The 17,381-nt window shown below is 61.2% G+C and carries 11 protein-coding genes, 1 tRNA gene and 1 pseudogene; 5 read left to right on the forward strand and 8 right to left on the reverse strand.

What is annotated here, in order from left to right; genetic code table 11:
• Positions 1 to 311: 311 nt before the first annotated feature.
• The 7 genes and pseudogenes from ACEN9O_RS30485 to ACEN9O_RS30515 all read right to left on the reverse strand — a co-directional run bounded on the left by ACEN9O_RS30485 (position 312) and on the right by ACEN9O_RS30515 (position 10,252).
• Positions 312 to 834: pseudogene (locus ACEN9O_RS30485) on the reverse strand (helix-turn-helix transcriptional regulator).
• Positions 835 to 988: 154 nt separating this feature from the next.
• A complete protein-coding gene (locus ACEN9O_RS30490) occupies positions 989 to 4,015 on the reverse strand; it encodes an HD domain-containing protein (RefSeq protein WP_495615512.1) in 3,027 nt (1,008 codons plus the stop codon).
• Between the two features lie 540 nt (positions 4,016 to 4,555).
• Positions 4,556 to 4,645 (reverse strand) — tRNA-Ser (locus ACEN9O_RS30495).
• 61 nt (positions 4,646 to 4,706) lie between these two features.
• Positions 4,707 to 6,791, reverse strand: coding sequence for a putative bifunctional diguanylate cyclase/phosphodiesterase (locus ACEN9O_RS30500; protein WP_495615513.1), 2,085 nt, complete (start codon positions 6,789 to 6,791; stop codon positions 4,707 to 4,709).
• A gap of 3 nt (positions 6,792 to 6,794) precedes the next feature.
• Complete coding sequence (locus ACEN9O_RS30505; protein WP_495615514.1) at positions 6,795 to 7,940, reverse strand: EAL and HDOD domain-containing protein; 1,146 nt, start codon at positions 7,938 to 7,940, stop codon at positions 6,795 to 6,797.
• A gap of 290 nt (positions 7,941 to 8,230) precedes the next feature.
• Entirely contained in the window at positions 8,231 to 8,848 is a 618-nt protein-coding gene (locus ACEN9O_RS30510) for a response regulator (protein ID WP_495615515.1), read from the reverse strand.
• Positions 8,849 to 8,881: 33 nt separating this feature from the next.
• Positions 8,882 to 10,252, reverse strand: a complete 1,371-nt coding sequence (locus ACEN9O_RS30515; protein ID WP_495615516.1) for a cache domain-containing protein — start codon at positions 10,250 to 10,252, stop codon at positions 8,882 to 8,884.
• 260 nt (positions 10,253 to 10,512) lie between these two features.
• Here ACEN9O_RS30515 and ACEN9O_RS30520 point away from each other — a divergent pair, with 260 nt between their 5' ends.
• The 5 genes from ACEN9O_RS30520 (at position 10,513) to ACEN9O_RS30540 (ending at position 15,985) form a co-directional block, all read left to right on the forward strand.
• On the forward strand, positions 10,513 to 12,597 hold the full coding sequence (locus tag ACEN9O_RS30520) for a carbon starvation CstA family protein (protein ID WP_495615517.1): 2,085 nt from the start codon (positions 10,513 to 10,515) through the stop codon (positions 12,595 to 12,597).
• Positions 12,597 to 12,797 carry a YbdD/YjiX family protein gene (locus ACEN9O_RS30525; protein WP_117015217.1) on the forward strand — a complete coding sequence of 67 codons (201 nt, stop codon included), beginning with the start codon at positions 12,597 to 12,599 and terminating at the stop codon, positions 12,795 to 12,797. The genes ACEN9O_RS30520 and ACEN9O_RS30525 overlap by 1 nt, the downstream gene beginning before the upstream one ends.
• Before the next feature lie 148 nt (positions 12,798 to 12,945).
• The gene (locus ACEN9O_RS30530) at positions 12,946 to 13,812 is read left to right on the forward strand and encodes a ThiF family adenylyltransferase (RefSeq protein WP_495615518.1); all 867 of its coding nucleotides are present in this window, start codon (positions 12,946 to 12,948) and stop codon (positions 13,810 to 13,812) included.
• Positions 13,809 to 14,909, forward strand: a complete 1,101-nt coding sequence (locus ACEN9O_RS30535) for a nitroreductase family protein (protein WP_495615519.1) — start codon at positions 13,809 to 13,811, stop codon at positions 14,907 to 14,909. Before ACEN9O_RS30530 ends, ACEN9O_RS30535 begins: the two co-directional genes overlap by 4 nt.
• A 146-nt stretch (positions 14,910 to 15,055) precedes the next feature.
• Positions 15,056 to 15,985: a PEP-CTERM sorting domain-containing protein gene (locus tag ACEN9O_RS30540; RefSeq protein ID WP_495615520.1), complete on the forward strand. Its 930-nt coding sequence runs from the start codon at positions 15,056 to 15,058 to the stop codon at positions 15,983 to 15,985.
• Between the two features lie 24 nt (positions 15,986 to 16,009).
• Here ACEN9O_RS30540 and ACEN9O_RS30545 read toward each other — a convergent pair whose 3' ends face one another.
• The gene (locus ACEN9O_RS30545) at positions 16,010 to 17,221 is read right to left on the reverse strand and encodes a glycosyltransferase (RefSeq protein ID WP_495615521.1); all 1,212 of its coding nucleotides are present in this window, start codon (positions 17,219 to 17,221) and stop codon (positions 16,010 to 16,012) included.
• Positions 17,222 to 17,381: the final 160 nt, after the last annotated feature.

The raw sequence follows: 17,381 nt of genomic DNA on the forward strand, positions 1-17,381 counted from the left end.
CACGATGTGATCGCGCGGCTGCGGTGTTACACGTTCATGGTCAATCTTTGCGGTAGCGACGCTGCCCCGCAGGCACACATCTACATCGCGCGTGGGCAGCAGGCCATTCGACTGGGCAAGCATCAGAATCAGGTTGGCATGATCTGGACTCACATCGGAAAATTACACAAAAACGCGGCACTTATATATAAATACCGAGATTTTGTTATTTCTGGCATAGTGCCCCCTGAACTTATCGGCGCGCTTTCGCGCGTCTTGGTTGGCAGCGGAATGGCTGGGGCAAGTCCGAGCGTTCGATCAAGACTTCTTGGCTAGGAGAACCAAGCCTGCATCGAGTCCGCAACCGCAGGCTCGATTTGCCTGGCGCCTTTAGCCAAATTAATTTGCTTCGCCACCTCCGCTACTTCAAGAGCGCCAGGAGCGATGTTGTAGGCCGCTTTTCTTCTCAGCCAATGGAGCACATCGACCAAATGCCACAAGGACAAGTTCCCCGCATGAACAGGCGTGGGAAAAGTCGAGAGATTAGTCACCGCTAGTTTGCGCATGTTTTGACGCGTCACGCCAACCGCGTCCCTGATGTCGGTCAGACCGACCAGGTCTGGGCTGCCTCGATGAGTTTGGCAGATGGCATGGTCTGCCTTACGTCGGTCAGTGCACTGGTCAGCGCGTCAAAGGCGGAGTTTGCTTCCCTCGTAAATTCAAGCGCTATCCGGCCCGGTACGCCTATGCCAATCAGTGCGTCTCACACCCGCCCTCACCCAAGCGCTCGATTAATTCATCCTGATTTCCATCCGCGCCGGACAGTTGATAGTTGCGCTTAAAGGTAAATTCCATTTCCTACTCCTTGACAGCATCGCCGCGCAGACCAGCCCCCGCAGCTTCACTCTTCCGCCTTGTGCAGTTGTCCACACACGCTTGATGGCTCTCGCATGGTTGCCTGGATTTCTCGGAGTACTCCAGATGATCCATCAGCCGCCTATGAGCACTTTCAACGAATAATTGCTGGGTTCGTCGTTTTTCGAGCCTCCTTCCAGACATCAGAATCCTTCATCAGCTCATTATCTATGTAACTAACTAACCTTGCATACAGCTCTCTCACTCTGACTAACTCCGTTTTTCTTTCCAGGTTGGAATGAGCAAACTGTAAGAACTCATCCAGCCTTTCCAATTCGACACTAACAACGAATCTTTTATTGGCCTTCACCTCAAATGGCAATAATATATGCCGAACAGGAACATCGGGAACCCAAGGGAGAACGTAAGAAAACCTTGTTGAGGTTATGGAGGGACGTAAAATCAACCCCTCCAATTCTAACGAATTAGGAAATATGGACAAGGGAATTAGCAACCGAGTTCGTCTCTGCACGTTTTTTACGACATTTTCCATTCTTAGGATTAACGCGTCTCGGTCAATTTGCAATCTGGACTGATTTTCAGTTATCGTAACCAACTGCATTAGAACACATTTTTCTCGCGAAGATTTCCTTCCTAAATTAGTCACAACATACCGAATGCCGTGCAACTTATTTTCACACCAACTTTTTGCACAATACTCATAAATTTCCAAGTGCTGATAGTATCCATAAACCACTCTTTCAGTCCTGCTCAAGTGGAATTTTATATCTTTTGAATCGCGCTCTAGATAAATATAACTTCCATCAATCAACTCCTTTTTAAATGTCGATTCTTTTGACAAACCTCTACCGGCCCAAGCCGAACACGATAAGTTCTTCCAAAAATCCCCCAATGCTAGAGATAATTTGCTCCAAAGTTCTTGGTTTTCTGGCAGTTCCTCATCATTAATATTTTTCCAAAATTCCGCCAATAAGGATATTAGGCCTTTAAATTTTATATTATCAGAATTTTTATTCGCCCATAGGAAAATATTTTTTCTGATTAATTTTTCAATTTCATTCCTACCATCATTAGCAACGCCATTTCTACTGAACGTCAAATACTCGCTCGCCTGCCCGGAATACAAGTCCATAGAATAATCAAATAGGTAATAAGAAGCGATCTTTGCGTCTTCAACGCTTTGCCCTCTAAAATACAAGCTATTTATACGTCTATCCTTTTCAAAAACACAGAACTTACTATTGGTTTCAGTATAAAAATGTTCCGAGAAGTCTTTTATCCCATTTTCAGAAGAAAAAGAAAATGGAGCTTTTCCTGGGACCCTGAGCTCGCAGGCTATGTCAATAAATGAGCCAGAAGAAAAACTCTTAACAGCATCACACATATTGAGAGCGTCTAAAGGCAATTCCCCATCCAATAAATCGTCATAAGTACGGTAGGCAGCACTGGTCAGTTCTTGATCTGATGAAATCGAAAACCTCTTTGGATGCCGCTCGGCAGTCCATATAAAGCTAATCTTTGTTCCAACGTCGCGATAGAAAGAGTTATCTGCCAATTCGATTGTGACCAAACCTCTTTTTTCACCAGAAGGACTGTGGAGAGAAATATTTAGGCTTTCTTGAGTATGCAGATTTTTTGTCTCTATCAAGACAACGTCAGCCCACATAAACACGCTTTGCAAGCCAATTCCAAATGTACCAGAAGGTTTAAACCATTCTGGCATTCCGCGCATATCAGCTTTCTTTTTATTGTTTTTTGAAGAACTACCAACATTCATGATGCAATTTAAATCTTCCTGACTTATTCCAATTCCTTTGTCACGCAGAACAAATTTCCATCTAATTTGATCTGCCAGAAGATCCTCATTTGTTACTTCTTGCTTTTCTATCATTATGGAAATAGGATATCTCTTGAAATATTTTTCCGCCGCCTCATGAGGAATACTTGGTATAGCATCACCTTCCCTTTGACTTTCCAGCCATACACGCAGCAATGTGGCATCGACTGAGTTCTGCAATAACTCACGAACGGAATCAGTTTTTCGATATAAATTTTCACCTTGAAGCAATTTCATTATTCGCTCAGAGTTCAAAGTGAATTCAGGTCGCTCACCGGGTTTTGCAATAAGTTGCCTTCCAGAAATATCAACTTTTATCTCACCTAGCGTCGGTAAAAGCCCTAACGCCGCAGATGGTGCAATATCCTGCCACCGCCCCATTTGAGACTGCATCTCGTCTCTCAAATAATTTAGCCAACGCCACTGCTCCAAATATCCATCAACAGATTCACATATAGCGGAGATTTCTATGCGGTCTGAGTCTAGGCGAAAGTGGCGAATGCTGCTGTGCTTATCTTCGTGTGCTTTACTTAATGCTGGGCGGTCACCAGCTATCTGCTGCATAACAGGACAAAATCTATTGTCATCCATATCCAGTAAGTCACCCAATCGAAGTAAGCAGGCGACGAAACGAGGGTGACAATCGTCGTTCGACATGCCCACTTCTTTATGGGGGAGTTGTGCCAAAACGTCCTCAAATGAGGCGCCGTGTAGTGCGCATACTCGACCAAGTATCCGATAAAGCCGCTTAGGTATCAATTCAGTTCGCGGCGAGCTCAAACCCAATTCGTTCCATGGGTCATTGACTGATTTTTCCGAGCGATCCGGATGTTGCCTGCGAAACCATTCAGCCATAAGCAATCGGAATTTCCTTACCGCATCCAATGGATTATCGGCTCCGGAAAAAACCTTCGTTAAATCATCCCCATCAAAATACTTTGCGAATTTATGCAATTCATGAGAAATATCGCCAGCAATATTTTCTATGTAAGCTCTAAATTCAGAGCTATCCAGTGCTTCTTTAAGCGATTTGTTAGGAACTACCATTCCTATATCATGCCAATATGCAGATTCCAATAATAACCACGTATCTGTCGCGCTTAGCATGCCAATACGTTGTTCGCCAAGCAATCGCTCTATATTGACAAGTATTTGCTCACTATGAGATTGATCGTGACGGCTATAATGGGGGAAAAGTTGGGCTACTTGTTGCAACACCTTTGGTATTAATTGCTTATCAAAACTCCATTGACTTTCAAGTAGCTTTAAATTATTTTGCTTTTCCGCTTGAAGCTGTAAATGTCGCTGCAATAAATCAGACATATTATTCCTATAAAAATATAAAACTCAATATCGCGAAAAAATCTAATTTAACAATTTCCAAGTTGGAATTAGAATGCCTGGTATCAACAATACACCATAAAGCGTACTGACGAAATCCCACCGTCCCTCCTTATGAAACCTGAGCAAATAGCCAGTAGTCGGGGTGCGCAATACCCGAGGTAAGCGGCTCCCCAGAAGGGCCCCAAGCGCTCGGCAAAGCGGCCATCAAAGCAAAATTGAAAGGAAGAATTGAAGCGCAGAAGTGCACGGTGTCAGTTCCGGCAATCGGACATTTGTTGCGTTGCAGAATTACTACTGGGAGGGTTTGAGGGCCGCTGGCCACTATGCTGGGAAGTTAATGGCGACGCACGCGCGCCCTCGGCGCGCGAGGCTGCCGCGGCGCGGCAGCAATCGGACGATTCGGAGCGGGATGGCCCTGCAGGGCCATGCCCTTCGAATCTCACACGCAGAGCGCGCAGGCGCTCTGCTCGCTTCCGCCAAGAAACAAAAAACCGCCACGAGGGCGGTTTCTTTGTTTCTTGGCGGAAGCGGTGAGATTCGAACTCACGAACAGTTTAACCCGTCGCTAGTTTTCAAGACTAGTGCCTTCAACCACTCGGCCACGCTTCCTAAGTGTGCAGCATTATACAGATTTCACCCCTGCTTGGGTGCCAAAACCGTCGATGCCCCCTCAAGCAGCCCGGCTGGCCTGCCCCGGCGTCCAGTTCTCGCGCAGCGCCTGCTCGAACGCTTCCGCCTCCAGCGGCCGCGAGAACAGATACCCCTGCACCTCGTCACAACCCGAATTCTTCAAGAACGCCAGCTGCTCCACCGTCTCAACGCCCTCGGCAATCACCTTGTGCTTGAGCTGCTGCGCGATACTGATGATGGTGTTCGCAATCGCACAATCATTGGCATCCGCCGGTATGCCGATGGTGAACGAGCGATCGATCTTCAAGGTGTCGATCGGGAAGCGCTTCAGGTATGACAAGCTCGAATACCCGGTCCCGAAATCGTCCAGCGACAAGGTCACACCCAGCGCCGTGATGCGGTCCATGATGCCGATCACCCGGTCGATATTGTGCATCAGCGTGCTCTCGGTGATCTCCAATTCCAGCCAGGTCGGCTCCAGGCCATAACGCACCAGCGTCTCCTGCACCCGCCCCGGCAACGCCGACGTGAATTCGCGCGCCGACACATTGACCGCCAGCCGTATCGGCGGCAGCCCCGCGTCCTTCCACACCTTGGCCTGCGCGCAAGCCGCTTCCAGCACCCATTCGCCGACCTGCACCACCAGCCCGGTGGCCTCGGCCAATGGGATGAACTCCGCCGGCGGCACCAGGCCGCGCTCCGGATGGCGCCAGCGCACCAGCGCTTCGGCGCCGATGATCTTGCCGCTGTCGATGCTGAACTTGGGCTGGTAGTGCAACAGCAGCTCGCCGTGACCCAGCGCGTGGCGCAGGCCCGATTCGATCCGCATGCGCTCCTGCATGCCCTGGTTCATGTCCTGGCTGTAGAAGGCGACGTGGTCGCCTTCCGCACCACCCTCCTGCTTGGCACGGTACATGGCGATGTCGGCCAGCCGCAGCAGGGTCTCGGCGTCGCCGCCGTCCTGCGGGTAGACGCTGATGCCGATGCTGCCGCCCACGCGCAGGTCGTGGCCGTCAATCAGGATCGGCGTGTTCAAGGTGCCCAGCAGCTTTTGCGCCACCATGCTGGCCTCGAAATGCTGGCCGATGTCGAACAGGCCGACCGCGAATTCGTCGCCGCCCAGCCGTGCTACCAGGTCCTGGTCGCGCAGCACGGCGCGGAAGCGGCGCGCCACTTCGCACAGCAGCTCGTCGCCGATCTTGCGGCCCAGCGTGTCGTTGATCAGCTTGAAGCGGTTGAGGTCGATGAACAGCACGCAGCCGTGCAGCTTGCTGCGCTGGGCTACCGTCAGGGCCTGGTCGACCAGCTTGGTCAGCAGCGAGCGGTTGGGCAGGTTGGTCAGCGCGTCGTAGTAGGCCAGGTGGTGGATGCGCTCTTCCGCCATCTTGCGTTCGGTGATGTCGGTCAGGTAGGCGATCAGGCCGATGGCGCGGTCGTTGATGTCGCGCAGCGGCGAGAGCGACAGGCTGGCCCAGAATACTTCGCCCGACTTTTTCTTGCGCCGCACTTCCATCAGCCGCCCGCCCTGCTCCAGGAAGGTGTCGTCGAAGCTTTCGTCCTCGTCGTGGTACAGGAACAGGATGTTGCGCCCCACCGCTTCCACCGAGCTGTAGCCGAACAGGCGCTCCGCGCCCTTGTTCCAGCTGATGATGAAGCCGTTCATGTCCATCGTCAGCACCGACTCATGGATGTGGTCGAGGATCTGCGCCTGGTGCTGCAGCTGCGATTCCACCTGCACGTAGGCGTGGGTGGAGCGCTGCGCCAGCGCGTGCACCTGCAGCACGCTGCCGGCCAGGTTGGCCAGGCTGGCCAGGTGCTCGCGGTCGAGCGAGCTGTACTGCGCGCGGCCGGAGACCACGAAGCGGCCGAAGTATTCGTCGTCGAACAGGATGTCCTGGGTCAGGCTGGGCACCGCGTCGTCATTGGCGGCCAGCACCTCGATCACCGGCGGCTTGAGCAGCATGGCGTGGGTGTCGGCCGGCAGGAATTCGCCCAGCGGACTGTTCATCACGCTGCGCACGATGCGCCCCAGCTCCTCGGCCAGCGCCGCTCCGCGCAAGCGCAACACCGCGTCGCACAAGGCCGCGCTGTTGCTCAGGAAATCGGAGAGGGGGTGCGCGACCATGGCTTAGATATTCCTGCTCACCTGGATCGCCCAGTGGTAAGCCTGCAGCTGCGCTTGCCAGTAGGTCTCGTGGTCGATGCCGGCCTGCTCCAGACCGGCGCGGTCGTGGCGCTCCACCAGCGCCAGCAGTTCCCCCTGCGGGCCGGCGCGGTCCAGCAGCGCCATCACCACGTCCAGGTCGAGGCTGAGCGCGGCGACGATTTCCGTCATCGGCATGCCCAGCAAGACGTCCAGCAGCGAGAACACGCCGGCCACGAAAGCCATGTCCTGCTGGTCGCGCTCCCAGCCGAGCGCCTTGCTCAAGCCTTCCATCTGCGCGGCGCGCACCGCCGCCAGCGGCAGCAGCGGGTTGGACATGCCGTCCTCCTGCTGGCGCGCGTACAGCAGCAGCTGCAACCAGCGCTGCAGCTGGCGCCGGCCCAGCACGTTGATGGCCTGGCTGAAGCTGTGGATCGGCGAACTGAGCGCGAACGCGGCCGAGTTCACCAGCTTGAGCAAATGGTAGGACAGCGCCGGATCCTGCTTGAGCAGCACTTCCAGCTCGCGCGAGTCGGCGTCGCGCGCCAGCAGGCCCAGCAGCGCCAGCAGGCGCTTGCGCGAGGTGCCGTCGCCGGCGTTCATGTCTTGCGGCGGATGCAGGGCGAAGTCGCCGGCAAACCAGCTGAAGCCGGCCTCGGCGCATTCGGCGATGCGCTGTTCGCTGTGCATGCCGGTGGCCAGGTGCGGGCCCGGCTGGGCCACCAGCGCCAGCACCGGCGGCATGGTCAGCGCGGCGTCGACCATCAGCGACTTGGCGCCGCACAGGGTGGCGCCCATGCCGGCCACGCCTTCGACCATGATGCGGTAGCCGGCGTCGGCATACGAGGACAGTTTCTTTTGCACCGGGATCTCGGCGCAGGCCTCGGCCGGCACGCGCAGGATCACGCGGTTGGGCGGCAGCTCGGCCAGTTGGGACAGTTCCAGTTGCGCCGGATGGGCCACCGGCAGGATGCAGTCGAGCGGCGCCAGCGCGGCGAACACGTCGGGCGTCTTGAGCAAGGTCAGCGCCGCCTGGAAGGCGTCGCCCGAGTCCGCGGATAATTCAAAAGTCAGTGCCACCCACTCGTTGTGAGCGTTGGACACCGCTTGTAATTCCACCAGTGGAAACATGCTAGTTTCAGGCGCAGACATCAATATCTCATTGAAGGTTGTGCACGCAATCTTAGATCAAGTATTGACATTAGACAATCAATTACCTTCCTGCAGTATTGTTATTATCAATACGACCAGTATAAGACCAATTATCGCGCGCGAAACGTTTTCTTTTATACGATTGCAAATACGTAGGCGGTGCAGGAATATAGCAGATATTGCCGCACAAACACGCACTGTTAAAAATTGCTTAATGGAATTAGAAGCCATACTCTGTATTTACAACAGGATGGCGCTGGCCGCCCCGCCTACTGCACGTGCTGCACCGCAAACCGGATCAGCTCGGCCTGCCCCTCGATGCCCAGCTTGCGCTTGATGTTGAGGCGGTGGGTTTCCACGGTGCGCACGCTGAGGTCGAGCGCGCGGGCGATCTGCTTGTTCGATTCGCCGTTGGCGATGTGGCGCAGCACCTCGTGCTCGCGCGAGGTCAGCTGGTTGTCCTGGGTGTGCGGCTGGGCCAGCTGGCGCGCCAGCGCGGCGCTGTAGTAGATGCCGCCGGACATGACGGTCTCGATCGCCACCACGATGTCCTTGCCGGGCGCGTCCTTGAGCACATAGCCGCGCGCGCCGGCCTGGATCGCCTGCGACACGTATTCCAGCTTGTCGTGCATCGACAGGATCAGCACCGCGATGCGCGGAAACGCCTGCTTGAACTGGGCCGTGGCTTCGATGCCGTTGGTGCCGCGCATGTTGATGTCCATGAGCACCAGGTCGACGTCGCACTGGGCGGCCTGCTCGAGCGCCTCGGCCGCGCCGCCGGCCTCGGCCACCACCTGGAATTGCGGCATCGCCTCCAGCCGCGCGCGCAGGCCGTCGCGCACCAGGGGATGGTCGTCGACCAGCAGGATTTTGATTGTGGCTGTCATGTCTTTATCTTTATAAACTGTGCTGTATCTTTGTTAGCCATTGCCGGCAAAGGCGGTCACCACCGTGCCCTCGCCGGAGGAAGCGATGTCGAAGCGGCCGCCGATGGCGTCCATGCGCTCCATCATATTGCGCAGGCCGATGCCGTGCTTGGGATGCAGCGCGATGCCCTCGGCGTCGAAGCCGGCGCCGTCGTCGCGGATGCGCAGCGTGACACCGCCGTGCTCGCCGGTCAGGCGGATCTCGATGCGGCTGGCGCCGGCGTGGCGCTCGATATTGGTCAAGGCTTCCTGCGCCACACGGAACAGCACGGTGTTGGCGACGTCCGGCAAGTCGTCGGTGCACCCCTCCGCCTCGAAGTGTACCGGGGTTGCGCTGCTGAGCGTGTACTCCTGGGCCAGGTGGTGCAGCGCCGCCGCCAGGCCCAGGTCGTCGAGGATGGCCGGGCGCAGATTGTGCGAGATGCGGCGCACCTCGCCCATCACGTTGTTGAGCTGGTCCGCGGCGTGCTCGAACGCGGCCTGCGCCGCCTGCTGCTGCTCCACCTTGCCGGACGCCAGCCCGGAGGTCAGGCGGATGATGCCGGCCTCGATCTGCAGCTTGATCGACACCAGCCACTGGCTGATGCCGTCGTGCAGGTCGCGCGAGAGCCGCGCCCGCTCCTCCTCCTGCGATTCCACCACGCGCTGGGCCAGCACCTTGAGCTTGGCGTCGGCCACGCGCAGCTCGCTGATGTTGAGCGCCAGCCCGGAACTGGCCACCGCCACCGAGGCCGCGATGGCGATCGCCGCGATCCACAGCATGGTGTTGTGGATGTTGCCGGACTGCTGGACATCGACCTTGGCCAGCGCCTGGTCGACGTCGTCCAGATAGATACCAGTGCCCAGCATCCAGCCCCATTTCGGCATCGGGATCACGTAGCCGAGCTTGGCGCCGGATTTGTGGGTGGACGGCTTGACCCACCTGTAGCGCTCCAGTCCGCCGCCGGCGCGCGCGCGCCGCAGCAGGTTCTGGATGGTCGGCTGGCCCTGCTCGTCGCGCAGCTGGTACAGGTTGCGGCCCACCAGCTCCGGCTGGCGCGGATGCATCAGCGTGTTGCCCTGCATATCGTAGACGAAGAAATAGCCGTCGTCGCCGTAGCTGAGCGAGGACAGGATGCGCTTGGCCTCGTCGCGGGTGGCCTGGTCGTCGCGGCCGGACTCGTACAGATGGGCAATGGCGTGCGAGGCCAGCGCCACATAGTGCTTCAGCTCGGCCTCCTTGCTGCTCAGGTAGGCTTGCTGGATGGTCTCGCGCTGCTGCTGGGCCAGCAGCACCGACTGGTGGCGCACCGCCAGCGCGATGGCGATCAGCGCCAGGATCAGCGGCGTGATGGCCAGGAATATGACTTTTTGCCGCAACTTCATGAGGTTCGCCCCGATTTGTTCTGTAGCGCGATTCTACGCTCCCGCCGCCTGCGGCTACTACGTAGTTGTACCGAGCCATAGTGCGTAATGGTGCGCTTGCGGCGGATATCAGCTTCCTGAATACTGGTCATAAGCTGCGCGGGGGTCAAGTCTGACATTCGGACACGGCCTCTGCCGTACGCTCAGCTACGGCAGAGGCCGTGTCCGAATGTCAGACTTGACCCCCGCCTTAAAGCAGCGCCCAAAACCTTGGAGGAAGCATGAAAACATTGCACCACACCGCGCCACCCACGCTGGCCAGCCGGCTCGGCTGGGCCGCGCTCGCCCTGTGCGGCGCCGCCGCGCTCGGCGTCATCGCGCTCAAGCGCGGCGAGGCCGTCAGCGCCATCTGGATCGTCATCGCCGCCGTCTGCGTCTACCTGATCGCCTACCGCTTCTACAGCCTGTTCATCGCCGACAAGGTGCTGGGCCTGGACGCCCGCCGCATGACCCCGGCCCACAAGCTCAACGATGGCCTCGACCACGTGCCGACCAATAAGTACGTGCTGTTCGGCCACCACTTCGCCGCCATCGCCGGCGCCGGCCCGCTGGTCGGCCCGGTGCTGGCCGCGCAGATGGGCTATCTGCCCGGCATGCTGTGGATCCTGGCCGGCGTGGTGTTTGCCGGCGCCGTGCAGGACTTCATCGTGCTGTTTATCTCGATGCGCCGCGACGGCCGCTCGCTGGGCGACCTGATCAAGTCGGAGCTGGGCCAGATCCCCGGCATGATCGCGCTGCTGGGCACATTCATGATCATGGTCATCATCCTGGCGGTGCTGGCGCTGATCGTGGTGAAGGCGCTGACCGGCTCGCCGTGGGGCAGCTTCACCGTGATGGCCACCATCCCGATCGCGCTGTTCATGGGCGTCTACACCCGCTACATCCGCGTCGGCCGCATCGGCGAGGTGTCCATCATCGGCTTCATCCTGCTGATGGCGGCCATCTTCGGCGGCCAATACGTGCAGGAGAACCCGGCCCTGGCGCCGATGTTCACCTTCACCGGCACCGAGCTGACCTGGATGCTGATCGGCTACGGCTTCATCGCCTCGGTGCTGCCGGTGTGGCTGCTGCTGGCGCCGCGCGACTACCTGTCGACCTTCCTCAAGATCGGCACCATCGTCGGCCTGGCGCTGGGCATCGTGGTGGTCGCGCCCTACCTGAAAATGCCGGCCATGACCAAGTTCATCGACGGCACCGGTCCGGTCTGGGCCGGTTCGCTGTTCCCGTTCCTGTTCATCACCATCGCCTGCGGCGCCGTGTCCGGCTTCCACGCGCTGATCTCGTCGGGCACCACGCCCAAGATGATCGAGAACGAGACCCACGCCCGCTTCATCGGCTACGGCGCGATGCTGATGGAATCGTTCGTCGCCATCATGGCGCTGGTGGCCGCCTCGACCATCGAGCCGGGCGTCTACTTCGCCATGAACAGCCCGGCCGCGCTGCTGGGCACCACGGCCGAGTCCGCCGCGCACGCGGTCTCGCAGATGGGCTTTTACATCACGCCGGACATGCTGACCCAGACCGCCAGGGATGTCGGCGAGCATTCCATCATCTCGCGCGCCGGCGGCGCCCCGACCCTGGCGGTGGGCATGGCCCAGATCCTGTCGGGCGTCATCGGCGGCAAGCTGATGATGGCCTTCTGGTACCACTTCGCCATCCTGTTCGAGGCGCTGTTCATCCTGACGGCGGTCGACGCCGGCACCCGCGCCGGCCGCTTCATGCTGCAGGACTTGCTGGGCGCCTTCGTGCCGGCCATGAAGCAGACCGAGAACGTGTTTGCCAACCTGACCGCGACCGGCCTGTGTGTGGCGGCCTGGGGCTACTTCCTGTATCAGGGCGTGGTCGATCCGCTGGGCGGCATCAACACCCTGTGGCCGCTGTTCGGCATCGCCAACCAGATGCTGGCGGCGATCGCGCTGATCCTCGGCACCTGCGTGCTGTTCAAGATGAAGCGCGCCCGCTTCGCCTGGGTCACCGTGCTGCCGACCGTGTGGCTGCTGCTGTGCACGCTGACGGCAGGCTTCCAGAAGATCTTCGACGCCAATCCGAAGATCGGCTTCCTGGCGCACGCCGCCAAGTACCAGGCCGCCTTCGACGAGGGCAAGCTGCTGGCGCCGGCCAAGTCGGTGGCGCAGATGCAGCAGGTGATCTTCAACGATTACCTGGACGCGTCGCTGGCCGGCTTCTTCATGCTGGTCGTGCTTAGCGTGCTGGTGTTCGGCATCCGCACGGTGCTGGCGGCGCGCGCCTCGGCCCAGCCGACCGCCAAGGAAAGCCCGCTGGTGCTGGCGCCGCAGGTGCAGTGATGCTGGGAGAAATCGCCAAGGCCGGCCGCTATCTCGGACAAAGCATGCGTCTGATGATGGGCCTGCCTGAATACGATACCTACGTCTCGCACCGGGAAGCCACCCATCCCGGCGAGCCGATGATGAGCTACGAGGAGTTCTTCCGCGAACGCCAGGAAGCCCGCTACGGCGGCGCCGGCAAGCGCGGCGGCTGCTGCTGAGCCCCCAAGCCTGCCGGTCCGGACAGCACGCGATCTTGAGCGCGTTCTGTCCGGACAGGCAGGCTTTTTTCTTTTTTGCGGGAACTTCCCGCCTCGCGCCTGTGTCTAACTCCGCTGAGCCGCCTTGTCGGCCATTCTCGGGAGACACATGTCACACACCTTTTCATACCAACAGGCGTTTGCCCGCAACATCGGCTGGCTTACCCAGGCAGAACAAGCGGTGCTGCGCGGCAAGCGCATCGCCATTGCCGGCATGGGCGGCGTCGGCGGCGTGCACCTGCTGACCCTGGCGCGGCTGGGCGTGGGCGCCTTCCACATCGCCGACTTCGACACCTTCGACATCGCCAACTTCAACCGCCAGGTGGGCGCCACCATGTCCACCCTGGGCCAGCCCAAGGTCGAGGTGCTGGCCGAGATGGCGCGCGACATCAATCCCGAACTGAAGCTCGTGCGCTTTCCCGGCGGCGTCAACAGCGGCAACCTGGCGCAGTTCTTCGAAGGCGTGGACCTGTACGTGGACGGCCTGGATTTCTTCGCCTTCGGCGCGCGCCAGGCCACCTTTGCCGCCTGCGCGCGGCTGGCCATCCCGGCCATCACGGCGGCGCCGCTGGGCATGGGCACGGCGGTACTGAACTTCCTGCCGGGGCGGATGACGTTCGAGGAATATTTCGGCTGGGGCGAGCTGCCGGACGATGAGAAGGCCCTGCGCTTCCTGGTCGGGCTGGCGCCGGCCGGCCTGCACGCGCGCTACCTGGTCGATCCGTCCAGCATCAACCTGAAGGAACAGCGCGGGCCGTCGACCATCATGGGCTGCGAGCTGTGCGCGGGCGCGGCCGCCACCGAGGCGCTGAAGATCCTGCTGAACCGCGGCCAGGTCGAGGCCGCGCCGCGCGGTTATCATTTCGACGCCTACCGTAACAAGCTGGTCCGCACCTGGCGCCCCGGCGGCCACCGCCACCCGCTCCAGCGGCTGACCATGATGCTGGTGAAACGCCGGCGCGGAGAGCAATCATGAGCAAGATGGAACAACACCTCGATGCCACGCTGGAGCAGATCCTGGAGCTGGCGCGCTGGGCGCCCAGCGGCGACAACACCCAGCCGTGGCGCTTTGAAATCCTCGACGCGCGCCGCCTGGTGGTGCATGGCCACGACACGCGCGACCATTGCGTCTACGACCTCGACGGCCATCCCAGCCAGCTCTCGATCGGCGCGCTGCTCGAGACCATGGCGATCGCCGCCAGCACCTGCCAGCTGGAGATGCAGGTCACGCGCCACAGCGAGGCGCCGGAAAGCCGCCCCACCCTCAGCGTCGAGTTCGTGCCGGCGCCGCACCTGGAAGCCGATCCGCTGGCCGACGCCATCCTGCCGCGCAGCGTGCAGCGGCGCCCGCTGAGCCGGCGCCCGCTGACGCCGGCCGAACGCTCGGCGCTGGTGGCGGCGCTGCCGGACGGCTACGGCGTGCACTGGCTGGAAGGCAGCCAGCGCAGCGCGGCGGCGCGCCTGATGTTCCGCAACGCCAAGCTGCGCCTGACGATGCCCGAGGCGTGGCAGGTGCACAAGTCGGTGATCGAATGGAACGCCCGCTACAGCGAGGACCGCATTCCCGACCAGGCGCTGGGCGTGGACGCCGCCACCGCCAGGCTGATGCGCTGGATCATGCAGCGCTGGCAGCGCGTGGAATTCTTCAACACCTGGCTGGCCGGCACGCTGGCGCCGCGCCTGCAAATGGACCTGATCCCCGGCCTGGCCTGCGCCGCCCACTTCGTGCTGACCGCCCCGCGCCGCGCCCAGCGCATCGACGACTACCTGCAGGCCGGCCGCGCCATGCAGCGTTTCTGGCTGACCGCCACCGCGCAGGGCCTGCAGCTGCAACCGGAACTGACGCCGCTGATCTTCGCCCGCTACGTGCGCGAAGGCCGGGTGTTTTCCGGCACGCCCGGCATGCAGGAGCGCGCCGAGGCGCTGGCGCGCGAGGGCGCGGCGCTGGTCGGCCAGCCGGCGTGGGACAACGCGGTGTTCATGGGCCGCATCGGCGCCGGCCCGGCGGCCTCGGCGCGCTCGCTGCGCAAGCCGCTGCGCACCCTGCTGGTCGGTCCGGCCGGGAAGCCGTGACGGCGTTCTTTACAGCCGAGTACCCGGTCCGGCCGGCAGCCGGCCCAAGCCCTTGATTTCACAGGCCGGACCGCCACTGGCAGGGCTTTTGCTCTGGTTGCAGGACGACGCCGAATCCGGGGTCGCCATCCAACCAGGGAGCTTATATGTATAACGTTAAACCAGCCATCGCCGCCGCCATGATCAGCACCGCACTGGCAGCCGCGCCCGCCGCTCACGCCGGACCGTCGGTCGGCCTGGACCCGACCGGCAACGGCGCCTACAGCAGCTATGCCGACCTGTGGACCAATGTCACCAACACCGCGCTGGCCAGCAATTTCATGCCCGGCTCCGCCGCCACGTTCGGCCCCTTCGTGCCCTACCTGACCGAGCTGCGTTCGCAGATGGTGATCGGCACCATGTCGAGCGGCGCCGCCCTCGTCACGCCCGGCGGCCTCAACAGCGGGTATGAGCTGAGCGCCGTGGTGCGCTTCGAGGAGCTGGTGGACAGCCAGACCGCGACCACCGCCCACTTCGCGCTGCCGGGCAGCCAGTCGGCCGCGATGGATGTCGATGCCCTGCATGGCGGCGTGCAAAACATCGCCTTCTACTTCGACCGCTTCGGGCCGGGCGCGACCAGCAAGGCCGTGCCCGGCGACGGTCCCGGCACCGTGCGCTGCTATGGCGCCGGCTCGACCTCGACCGGCTGCGGCGGCGCCGGCGATCCGGACGGCGACGGCGTCATGGTCATGTCCGGCCACCTGATCTTCAATGAGGCCAACGTGGCCACCAGCGGCGGCGTCTCCACCGGCGCCTTCGACATCCGCTTCCAGATCGACTACGTCGATACCCACTATCTCGACATCGCCACCGGCTCGATATTCCAGAACAACGTCACCGGCGCCGCCACCATCCCCTCGCTGTACACGCCGGCCACCATGTGGGACGGCACCGCGCCCTCCGGCGTGCCGCTGATGAAGTTCGACGGATCGGGCTCGTTCGCGCTGGCGGCCGTGCCGGAGCCGGCCACCCTGGCCTTGCTCGGCCTGGGCCTGGCCGGCATGGCGCTGGGGCGCCGCCGCCAGCTGCCGTCGTAAGCCTGAACGCCCCGTCCCCCGCCGTCAGCCGCGGCCGGCGACGGCGCGCCGCAGCACTGCATCAAAGCGCGTCGCCACGTCGTAGCGCTGAAACAGCGACGCCAGCCCGACCGCCGCCGCCCGCGCCGCCGGGCGCTCCAGCAAGTCCACCACGGTCCGCCGCAGCGTCTCCTCGTTCAGGCGGTCCGAGCGCAGCAAGGCGCCGGCCCCCATCGCCGCCACCGCGCGCATGTTCAGGTACTGGTCCAGGTTGCCCGCAATGCCCAGCACCGGCACGCCGGCCGTCAGCGCCTGCTGGCTGGTCGGGCTGCCGCCGTTGCAGATCACCAGCTGCGCGCGCCGCGCCGCCTCCTCGCCCGGCAGGTAGGCCGCCACGTGGGCGTTGTCGGGCGGCTCGCCGGGATCGGCCTGGCCGGCGGTGGCGGCGATCACCCGCACCGGCAGCGCCGCCAGCGCCTGCAAGATCTGCGGCAACAGCGCGCCCTGCCCCGAGCTGCCCAGCGTGACGTAGATCAGCGGCTTGTCCGTCGGCAAAACATCCCACCAGCCGGGCAAGGCCGTGGGCGGCGACCAGGTCACCGGCCCCAGATAGGAGTGGCTCGCCGGCAAGTCGACCGCCGGAAACATTTCGGGGATGTCGGGATAGAGCACATAGTCGGCGTCAGCGTACACGCGCCGCAAGTCATGGCCCAGCGACGGCAGGCCGTGTTCGCGCCGCACGCGGTTCAGCGGCCGGCTGTGCAGCGCGAACGCCAGCGGCCGCACCAGGCGGAACAGGCGGTCGGCCAGCGCGATCGGCAACACCCGCGCCAGCGCGATCGCCGGCACCGTGTAGCGCTGCGGCACGTAGGGGCTCCAGTAGGCGTTGATCAGGCCGATGTACGGCACCTGCGCCACCCGCGCGCTGACCGACAGCGACAGCCGGAAATCGCCCACCACCACGTCCGGCCGCACCGCCCGCAGCAGGCGCAGGTCGTCCTGCACATATTGCTGCAGGGTCACGCTGTCGTAGACCGGCCTGCCCGCCGCCAGGGCCGCCAGGAAACGCGCGCTGGAGATGCTGCTCACTGTCCAGCTGCTCAGCCTGCTGCCACGGAAAAAGGCCTCGTAGCCGGGCGCGCAGGCGAAGTGCACGTCGTAGTGCTGCGGCGCCAGCATGTGCGCCAGCGCCAGCGGCCGGCCGACGTGGGCCAGCGTGACGGCCTCCGCCACGAAGAGGATTTTTTTGCGTTCCATCCTTGCAGCTTGCGACGCACTTTCCCGCAGCACTTGAGAATGCTCAAACGTGCGGGGATTAGATGCAGATCAAGGCCGCCCTGATCTGAACACTATATTTTTCCTACTGGCACTTACAGATCAGCTTGTCGCGCCGACGTTTTCGGCGCCCACCGTTTGC

The organism is Duganella sp. Dugasp78, from assembly GCF_059491455.1.

Bases quoted from the DNA above. Each gene is read 5' to 3' on its own strand.
- ACEN9O_RS30520 (WP_495615517.1), top strand. From the start codon at position 10,513: ATGAAAACATTGCACCACACCGCGCCACCCACGCTGGCCAGCCGGCTC.
- ACEN9O_RS30525 (WP_117015217.1), top strand. From the start codon at position 12,597: ATGCTGGGAGAAATCGCCAAGGCCGGCCGCTATCTCGGACAAAGCATG.
- ACEN9O_RS30490 (WP_495615512.1), bottom strand. From the start codon at position 4,015: ATGTCTGATTTATTGCAGCGACATTTACAGCTTCAAGCGGAAAAGCAA.
- ACEN9O_RS30515 (WP_495615516.1), bottom strand. From the start codon at position 10,252: ATGAAGTTGCGGCAAAAAGTCATATTCCTGGCCATCACGCCGCTGATC.
- ACEN9O_RS30540 (WP_495615520.1), top strand. From the start codon at position 15,056: ATGTATAACGTTAAACCAGCCATCGCCGCCGCCATGATCAGCACCGCA.
- ACEN9O_RS30505 (WP_495615514.1), bottom strand. From the start codon at position 7,940: ATGTTTCCACTGGTGGAATTACAAGCGGTGTCCAACGCTCACAACGAG.
- ACEN9O_RS30500 (WP_495615513.1), bottom strand. From the start codon at position 6,791: ATGGTCGCGCACCCCCTCTCCGATTTCCTGAGCAACAGCGCGGCCTTG.
- ACEN9O_RS30510 (WP_495615515.1), bottom strand. From the start codon at position 8,848: ATGACAGCCACAATCAAAATCCTGCTGGTCGACGACCATCCCCTGGTG.
- ACEN9O_RS30530 (WP_495615518.1), top strand. From the start codon at position 12,946: ATGTCACACACCTTTTCATACCAACAGGCGTTTGCCCGCAACATCGGC.
- ACEN9O_RS30535 (WP_495615519.1), top strand. From the start codon at position 13,809: ATGAGCAAGATGGAACAACACCTCGATGCCACGCTGGAGCAGATCCTG.
- ACEN9O_RS30545 (WP_495615521.1), bottom strand. From the start codon at position 17,221: ATGGAACGCAAAAAAATCCTCTTCGTGGCGGAGGCCGTCACGCTGGCC.